Origin of the sequence: Cephaloticoccus primus, from assembly GCF_001580015.1 — a bacterium.
GTDB lineage: Bacteria > Verrucomicrobiota > Verrucomicrobiia > Opitutales > Opitutaceae > Cephaloticoccus > Cephaloticoccus primus.
Genome location: NZ_LSZQ01000037.1, coordinates 1 through 5,890 on the forward strand (window position 1 = coordinate 1; position 5,890 = coordinate 5,890).

Sequence of the window (5,890 nt, forward strand, 5' to 3'; positions counted from 1 at the left end):
TCGGTCAGCCCCACCTGCGCAAAGTAGTCCACCTTGGCCTCCGCCTTCCTGCGCCCCGCGCGCAGCGTCTCCATCGGGTCCAGCGCCACCGGCAGCTTGCCGCCCGGGTCTCCGCGCAGCCGTGCCGCCTCCTCCACCAGATCCTCTACGGCCGCAGCGGCCTCGATCCACCGCTTGCGCAGCTGCGAGACCTCGCGGCGGGCAGTGGTCACCAGCTCCTGCGTGCGGGTCGGCTGCTCCACGATCCCTGAGTGCGCCCGCAGCAGCGCCCCTTGGGTAAACCACCGCGTGCCCAGCTCCTGCGCTTGCTCCACAGCCCGCGCCAGCTTCGGGCTCTTGCCCAGCACCTCAGCCTGCCACCACTTCGCAAACGTCGGGGCCTTCTCCTTTGCCTGCGGCCCATCCGTCAGCCACAGCCGCACAAACTCCGCGAAACCCTCGCTGTGGTACCCATTGTGCGGCTCGCCCTCGGTGTACAAGTCGCGCCCCAGCCTCTCCAGCTCGGCACGCGCCTGCTCCTGTAGCCCCAGCGCATTGCGCTTCCAGTGCTCCGGCTCGCCCCACAGCGCATCATCCATCGCGTGCGCCAGCTCGTGCGCCGCAGTCGATACATCGTTTGCACTGCGGATGCGCGCCACCTGCGCGTCCAGCAGGTAGCTGCCCAAGGCACGCTTGTTGCCCACGCGCCCCACACGGTTCACCGAGCGGCCGTCGCGCCCCAGTGCCTCGGCCACCCGGGCTATCGCCCCCATCACCTGCGGCGCGGAGACAGGCCGCTGCCCCGCGCTCGAGGCCGGCCCCGCCAGCTCCGTGCGCGCCGCATTCGGCTGGCCCAGCCGCAGCGGCGAGTGCAGCACGCCCGGCTGCGAGCCCGCCGAGCCCACAGGGGCCTTGCCCTGCACGCCCGTGCCCGCCAGCCTCCCCGACGAGCCCTCGGGTCTGCCGGTGGAGCCAATGCCCCCTGCGGTATACTCTCCGGACTCCGCTAATCCTTCCGCCGAGGGCTCGCCCGTGTCCGGATCCACCGTCTTCGACACCGATTCGGGGTTGACACGGTGCAGTACGTCGCGCTTGCCTTCAGCCAGACCCGCAAGGGGCGCACCCTGAACTGGCCCGCCAGTCAAGCCGCCTATTTGAAACTTGCGGGTCTTTTCGTTTTCAGACGCCAGCCGCATCACGGTATTGTAGTACCACTTGCCGTCTGTTTTGCGTTCGACGGTGAAGACTGCGATCAAGGGCACGCCGCCCACCTCTACCTTGGCATAGAGCGTCGCGTAACCCTCAATAAGGATATCCCGCTTTGGCTTGTTCAGTGGCCTGCTGTGCGCATAAACAGCCTGCGGGAGGACATCCTTCAGATTGGCCGCGACCAAGATTTTTGCAGGATCAGCCGACGCACTCTTTGTTTTATTGATCCCATCCCGATTTACAAAGATCTCCCCCAGCTCAGGGTGCACAATAGCAGTAGCTAGCCTCCCCTTCCTCTCATCGGCCATTAGTGAGCCTAGACTATCGACCATCTTCGAGCGCCACTGCTCAAGACTTAGCCCGCGCCACTCATCAGGGATCGGCACGACCACCGGCTCCATCTCATCCAGCCTCTTCTGCGCGCGCAGGCTCTCCCAGTCACCGAACCACTCTTTGAATTCCGGCGTGCGCACTTGCAGCCACTGCCCGTCTTGCTTGAATAAGTCTCCATTAAAGATTGAGGAAGATCAGTTCACTGTAATTAATAGATTTAAGTCGAAAAGGAATTTAAGCTGTGTTACCCTGCCTCAATAAACTCATATGAAAACTGCCTATAACTGGACGCGTGAAATCTCTCCTGACCGTTTACGAAAGCTCGATAGTCTGAAGCGCTCGTGGGAGTACCTGTTTAGTGAAACAAACGACCGTGGTCACTATGCACGTATCCAGTGGTGTGGCAAAGGGTGGGAAGCCATTGGGTGCAAAACCTTTGATGCCACTATCGGAGGCAAATCAGTAAAGATACATTTGCGTGTCGTGACGGCACGAGAATGGTTCGCCAAAGAAGCCTATAATCACGCGCTAGCTGAAACACGCAAACGATACCCTGACTTTGAGGCACATCACTTTGTCGATGGTGACCGTATCGGGGAGCGACGTATTTGCTTTGAGTCAGAAAGCAATGCCCTAAGCAGTTGCTTTCTTTCCCATCAACTGTGGCATATCGTTAATGAAAGTGGCCTAAGTATTAGCGAAACCTGGTTTAGTGAAACTTGTAATGAATATGGCTCAGTGGCGAGTCAGATTACTAAGGGTGGCCCGAGTTATCAAACTAAGGACGACCATCTGCGCTTTACCGTTGTGCGCGACGTGGATAAAGTCGAAGAAGACCTCCTGTCGCACATTAAGAATGAGATTTGCACATGCGGTTTCCCTACGGTTTCGAATGACAAACTGGTGTTCGATTGGGAGGGTATTAAGAGTGGAATTATTGAGCTATCGGATCCGGAATTAGTTGCTCTAAACTGGGCTGATGCCCGTCCCGTTCCAACTCCGGCCGACCTTGCCCTCGACCAGGCAGTGAATAAGCTGAACCTTGAAGGTATCCGCAAGGCACTGGCGGAAGGCGCCAACCCCAACCTGACTAACGAGAGCGGTGAAAACAGGCTTTGCGCGACTATCCAATCCTGGCAAGACCACCTGAGTCGTTGTTCTGCATCAGAAGAAGACTTGGAGTTTTATGGAGGACCACGCCCCGAACAACAAATCCCCATAGAGGAGATAAAGAAGATACTGCAGGTACTGATTGATGCAGGAGCAGACCCTAATTACTTCAGCTACGAAGAGCCCGCTGAACTAGCACTAGTAAATGCGGTGCTAGCCCAAGAGCCCGAAATTGTTCGCTTATTACTGGACTGTGGTGCAGACCCGACAATCTCCCCCTTTTGGGACGATGGCCCAGGCATGACTCCGGCAGCTTGGGATTATGCCGCTACCGATGGTTTTGCGCTGGACGAACAAGGTGCACGCGAATGTTATTACGCAATGGTCAAGAATCACTCCTTGCCTTTCGGCAGCCGGAGTGCAGAAGAGCAAGCCCGGCACGATGCCGAATTACCAGACCACCTGCGCAGCTGGCGTAAAAACTCATAGGCATACTCGCACTACACACCTGCTACGCATAAAATTAATTACTCATAAGCTCGTAACCTGCGAAGCATATGACTAAAAATTGGTGCTAATTATCAATGAGTCATGAATCTAAAACACCTACCAAGTTACTGACTTCCGTGTAAATCGGAACAATCTGCCTCTATCAATACGTTAATTAACCTCTAAGCTGCCTATTCGGCAGTTAAGCAGCTGCACGTCCTCGATCAGCGGGGTGTTCATTTCTAAGCTGCCTATTCGGCAGTTAAGCGGCGGGATCAGGAAGCTCGCGAGGGGGAACGTTTCTAAGCTGCCTATTCGGCAGTTAAGCGGGTAGTACGGCAGGGGCTCCTTGCCCGTGATTTCTAAGCTGCCTATTCGGCAGTTAAGCTCCGGAGGAGGCATTTATGGCCCCAGTCGAATTTCTAAGCTGCCTATTCGGCAGTTAAGTCGTGGAGCGTGCGCAGCCGCTTGATGCGGGTTTTCTAAGCTGCCTATTCGGCAGTTAAGTTAGTGGAGACCTGCCGCGCACGGCCCTTGAGTTTCTAAGCTGCCTATTCGGCAGTTAAGGGCAAGGGGCCCTCGGCGTACTCCAGTGCCAGTTTCTAAGCTGCCTATTCGGCAGTTAAGCCGGCGCTTGAACCCCAACCGCAAGGTGCACTTTTCTAAGCTGCCTATTCGGCAGTTAAGGAAACCCAGCACCAGCGCATGCCCCGCCAGCATTTCTAAGCTGCCTATTCGGCAGTTAAGTGCTCACGTGTGAACAGGCCGAGGCGTGGTTTTTTCTAAGCTGCCTATTCGGCAGTTAAGTGTTCAGTTCTGAGCTCGCAGTGCCCCTGCGTTTTCTAAGCTGCCTATTCGGCAGTTAAGGGCCGGAGACATCATCGACACCGGCGGTAAATTTTCTAAGCTGCCTATTCGGCAGTTAAGTCCAGATCAGGAAATTTCTGGGCAAGCAATTATTTCTAAGCTGCCTATTCGGCAGTTAAGGCGACTGCGCTGGCGTGGCTGGCTCCTCATGTTTTCTAAGCTGCCTATTCGGCAGTTAAGGACTCTGGTACGCCAAAACCCACGCCACCCAATTTCTAAGCTGCCTATTCGGCAGTTAAGTCGTGGACGGGGTCGCGAGTGACGTATGTGCCTTTCTAAGCTGCCTATTCGGCAGTTAAGAGTGATCAGGGAGTGGAAGAGTGGCACGTGGACTTTCTAAGCTGCCTATTCGGCAGTTAAGCCAGCCCGCGCCAGAAGAAAGAAAGCCCGAATTTTCTAAGCTGCCTATTCGGCAGTTAAGAGACCAACGCACCGCGCACGACTTCCAGTTCTTTTCTAAGCTGCCTATTCGGCAGTTAAGGGCCACCTCTACGACCTCATCAAACGCGCGCATTTCTAAGCTGCCTATTCGGCAGTTAAGGTTGATCGCGCTGACAAGGGCGCGGCGGATCATTTCTAAGCTGCCTATTCGGCAGTTAAGCCAAGGCAGGCTCCAGCAAGCCCTCAACAAGCTTTCTAAGCTGCCTATTCGGCAGTTAAGGGTTTGGGCGGTGGCTTGCGGGGCGGCTCGTCTTTCTAAGCTGCCTATTCGGCAGTTAAGGTCGTGGGGCAGGATGTTTGCGGCGATGGGGTTTTCTAAGCTGCCTATTCGGCAGTTAAGGTCGCCGGTGTGCTGCTCAGCACCAGCTCATATTTCTAAGCTGCCTATTCGGCAGTTAAGTGTCCGCTCGCAAGCTGCTGCGCGGTCGCACGTTTCTAAGCTGCCTATTCGGCAGTTAAGTCGTAGAGGTGGCCGCCTTTGCCGCCTTTAAATTTCTAAGCTGCCTATTCGGCAGTTAAGACCAGCGGCTCATCAATGGAGGACATGAACAATTTCTAAGCTGCCTATTCGGCAGTTAAGTGCTTTAATCATGAGTCCGGCCTCTATCCACTTTTCTAAGCTGCCTATTCGGCAGTTAAGGATGCCGGCCCAGATGTCGCGGGTGCGGGGCATTTCTAAGCTGCCTATTCGGCAGTTAAGCTCGGACGGGACGAGGCGGGGGTCGCCTTCGATTTCTAAGCTGCCTATTCGGCAGTTAAGTTGGCCTCGGTGAGTTGTTTTAGCTTGTTCATTTTCTAAGCTGCCTATTCGGCAGTTAAGCGGCACGCCAGCCGCACCCGATTCCCGACGCGTTTCTAAGCTGCCTATTCGGCAGTTAAGGGCAGGCAGCCGCTTGGGACTGAGCTTGAGCTGTTTCTAAGCTGCCTATTCGGCAGTTAAGCACCGGGCCTGCGAGGATGGGGGTGGGGATGATTTCTAAGCTGCCTATTCGGCAGTTAAGCGTATAAGATTTTAACGAGGTGAACATCAGGATTTCTAAGCTGCCTATTCGGCAGTTAAGGCGGCAGTATTTTTGGCGGCGGTTCGTTTTCGTTTCTAAGCTGCCTATTCGGCAGTTAAGGGCATCGCCTCCGTCACCAGCGCAGGCGGCACGTTTCTAAGCTGCCTATTCGGCAGTTAAGGACTTCGGGCGCAGGACGCCGCCGTCGTAGAATTTCTAAGCTGCCTATTCGGCAGTTAAGCCTGATCGGCGACACCACGGCAAACACATCGTTTTCTAAGCTGCCTATTCGGCAGTTAAGCGCGCCGCATGATCTACGGCCAGTGCCGCGTGTTTCTAAGCTGCCTATTCGGCAGTTAAGGCGGGGGGCTATGAGTTTACGCTGGCCCCGACTTTCTAAGCTGCCTATTCGGCAGTTAAGTAGACTTAGTTTTGGGTAAGCTGCTGGAGGGCTGGAGGTT

Annotated in this window: 2 protein-coding genes and 1 CRISPR repeat array; of the genes, one reads left to right on the plus strand and one right to left on the minus strand. The window is 55.6% G+C overall.

Features of this window, described 5'->3' with window-relative positions; genetic code table 11:
• Nucleotides 1-1,661: LPD3 domain-containing protein (locus AXK11_RS04535; protein WP_156469198.1), on the minus strand; the 1,661-nt coding region annotated here is incomplete at its 3' end.
• 127 nt (nt 1,662-1,788) lie between these two features.
• On the opposite strand from AXK11_RS04535, the gene AXK11_RS09725 reads away from it, so the two are divergent.
• The gene (locus AXK11_RS09725; RefSeq protein WP_156469199.1) at nt 1,789-3,120 is read left to right on the plus strand and encodes an ankyrin repeat domain-containing protein; all 1,332 of its coding nucleotides are present in this window, start codon (nt 1,789-1,791) and stop codon (nt 3,118-3,120) included.
• A gap of 179 nt (nt 3,121-3,299) precedes the next feature.
• Nucleotides 3,300-5,850: a CRISPR direct-repeat array (repeat unit 28 nt; unit sequence TTTCTAAGCTGCCTATTCGGCAGTTAAG).
• Nucleotides 5,851-5,890: the final 40 nt, after the last annotated feature.

Bases quoted from the DNA above. Each gene is read 5' to 3' on its own strand.
- AXK11_RS09725 (WP_156469199.1), top strand. From the start codon at position 1,789: ATGAAAACTGCCTATAACTGGACGCGTGAAATCTCTCCTGACCGTTTA.